This window comes from Allobosea sp. TAB14, from assembly GCF_052113865.1.
GTDB lineage: Bacteria > Pseudomonadota > Alphaproteobacteria > Rhizobiales > Beijerinckiaceae > Allobosea > Allobosea spartocytisi.
The window spans coordinates 1-2,373 of record NZ_JBFRDQ010000320.1 but is presented as its reverse complement, the minus strand read 5'-3'; the positions used below and the strand labels follow the sequence as shown (position 1 = coordinate 2,373).

The following is a 2,373-nucleotide window of genomic DNA, read 5'->3' as shown; positions in this document are numbered from 1 at the left end:
GGCGGTGCCCGATCTCGCTGCGCTCTTCACCGAGGGGGCGCTGGCGGAGGTTCCGGTCGCCGGCATGATCCGGCTTCCGGGCGGGATCGAGCGGGCCGTTTCGGGCCGGATCGACCGGCTGGCAGTGACGCCCGACAGCGTGATCGTCGCCGATTTCAAGACGACGGCGAACCCGCCGCGCGGCATCGAGGCGATTCCCGCCGGCACGCTGGCCCAGCTTGCTGCCTATGCCGCGCTGTTGGCGGATATCTATCCCGGCCGGCAGGTGCGGGCGCTGGTGGTCTATACGGCGAACCTTGCCTGCTTCGAGTTTTCCGCTGAGCGCCTCTCGGCGGCGCTCGCGACCTTGGCCGGGGCGGCGCCGGACGCTACGGTCGAATTCCCTGCTGGATCCCGCCCATGAAACTCCTGCCGTCGCTGCTCCTGCGCCCACGGCTTCTGGTGGCACTGGCCGCGGGCGCCGGGCTCACCGTCCTGCTGCCCGGCGACTGGCGCTGGGCGACGCGATTGCTGATCGCCTGGGATGTCGGCACGGTCCTCTATCTCGTTCTGCTCGCCTCGACCATGTTCACCGAGAGCGTCGATGAAATCCGGGCGCGCGCCGAGCGACAGGACGAGGGCGCCTTCGCGATTCTCATCATCGCCTGCCTGGCGGCGAGCGCGAGCCTGGTCGCCATCGTGCTTCAGCTCACCGGCATCGGGGCGGTGCCGGCGCCGGATCGCGGCCTGCATCTGGCGCTCGGCGGGGCCACGATCCTGTGTTCGTGGACGCTGCTGCATGCGTTCTTCGCCCTGCACTATGCCAGCATCTATTATCGCGGCGGCAAGACCACGCCTTGCCTCGGCTTTCCGGGCAAGGGCGACCCGGACTATATCGATTTCCTGTATTTCTCCTACACGATCGGCTGCACCTCGCAGACCTCCGATGTCGGCGTGACCACGCGCGAGGCGCGGGCCGTCGTGCTGCTGCACTCCGTCCTGACCTTCATCTTCAACACGTCGATCCTGGCGATGGCGATCAATGTCGGGGCAAGCCTGGTTTCGGGGGGATCGTGACGCGTCAACCTCGCCTCTGCCCTGCGATGCACGCGCYTTGACCGAAGGGGCGGTCGTTCATAGCTTCGCTGCGARGGGTGGCATTGCCTCCCATTGAAACCGAAAGGCGGCCAGTCATGGCAACGAGCAAGGTAACCGACCAGAGCTTCGAGGCCGATGTCCTCAAGTCCTCCGAGCCGGTGGTTGTGGATTTCTGGGCGGAATGGTGCGGCCCCTGCCGCATGATCGGCCCGGCGCTCGAGGAGATCGCGACCGAGCTCAACGGCARGGTCAAGATCGTCAAGATGAATGTCGACGAGAATCAGCAGATCCCGGCCCAGTTCGGCATCCGCTCGATCCCGACGCTGATGCTGTTCAAGGACGGCAAGCTCGCCTCCCAGAAGGTCGGCGCCGCTCCCAAGAGCGATCTCTCGCGCTGGATCTCTGCGGCCGTCTGATCCGCTTTTCAACGATCGCATCAAAAAAGGCCCGCTTCCATGAGGAGGCGGGCCTTTTCGATTCGGGGGACTACAGCGGCTTCAGGCGCGGCTGTCCTTGTCGATCGCGAAGGCGCCGGCGCCGGCGAAGACGAAGTAGAGGAAGACGAAGCAGTAGAGGATCGCCGCATCGCCGCCGTTCAGGGCCGGATAGAGGCTCTTCGGCGCATGCGCCATCCAGTAGGCGAAGGCCATCTGGCCGGAGAGGATGAAGGCGACGATCCGGGTCTGGAAACCGACCAGCACAAGCAGGCCGCCGACGAATTCGAGCACGCCCGCGAACCAGTAGAGCGTGAAGACCGCAGGCAGGCTGGGGCCGGGAGGGGCCGGGAAGCCGAAGAGCTTCTGCGCGCCGTGCACGATGAAGATCAGCGCGGTGACGATACGCAGCAGGCCAAGCATATGAGGCGCATAGCGATTGAGGGAAGTCATCTGGATCCTCTGTCGAAGAAGCGGTGGTGGGCGGCGGGTTCATGCGCGTTTCCTGCTCGGCTTTTAGGCAGGGCTTCCGACTTTGCGCAACATCCCGAACGGGCTCATCCTCGTTTGCGCATTTGCAAAATAATCACGTTCCCGCGACGACTGTGTTATCCTTGCCGCACTGCACGCTTTACGAACCCTTAAAAGCGCCATGTTTGAATTCTGATTGGCCTGACCGCCTTGAAGGGCGGGCTAGCGGCCGAACGGGACAGGATGAACGACCGGCTTTCACGAGGCGAGCGGCGCGAGCCCTCCTTTGATTCTGGGCGCGGCGAAAGCCGCGACGACGGTGACATGCGCCTTTCTCCAGACGATCGCCCGACACGATTCCAGCGGGCTCCGGCCCGGACCGAGCCCGAGC

General features: G+C 65.0%; 4 protein-coding genes. 3 read left to right on the top strand and 1 reads right to left on the bottom strand.

From position 1 onward, the window contains the following. The 3 genes from AB4Y99_RS27095 to trxA all read left to right on the top strand — a co-directional run. The coding region (locus AB4Y99_RS27095; protein WP_441525516.1) for a PD-(D/E)XK nuclease family protein at positions 1 to 403 on the top strand (403 nt) is incomplete at its 5' end. Next, positions 400 to 1,056, top strand: a complete 657-nt coding sequence (locus tag AB4Y99_RS27090; protein WP_112763841.1) for a DUF1345 domain-containing protein — start codon at positions 400 to 402, stop codon at positions 1,054 to 1,056. The genes AB4Y99_RS27095 and AB4Y99_RS27090, both read left to right, overlap by 4 nt. Before the next feature lie 116 nt (positions 1,057 to 1,172). Beyond that, positions 1,173 to 1,493 (top strand): thioredoxin, encoded by a 321-nt coding sequence (gene trxA, locus AB4Y99_RS27085; RefSeq protein WP_441525515.1) that lies wholly within the window; start codon positions 1,173 to 1,175, stop codon positions 1,491 to 1,493. Between the two features lie 81 nt (positions 1,494 to 1,574). Here the strand turns inward: trxA and AB4Y99_RS27080 are convergent, their stop codons facing one another. Next, positions 1,575 to 1,964, bottom strand: coding sequence for a DoxX family protein (locus AB4Y99_RS27080; RefSeq protein WP_038366781.1), 390 nt, complete (start codon positions 1,962 to 1,964; stop codon positions 1,575 to 1,577). Positions 1,965 to 2,373: the final 409 nt, after the last annotated feature.

Excerpts from the sequence above, each read along its gene's own strand:
- AB4Y99_RS27090 (WP_112763841.1), top strand. The coding sequence starts at position 400 with ATGAAACTCCTGCCGTCGCTGCTCCTGCGCCCACGGCTTCTGGTGGCA.
- AB4Y99_RS27080 (WP_038366781.1), bottom strand. The coding sequence starts at position 1,964 with ATGACTTCCCTCAATCGCTATGCGCCTCATATGCTTGGCCTGCTGCGT.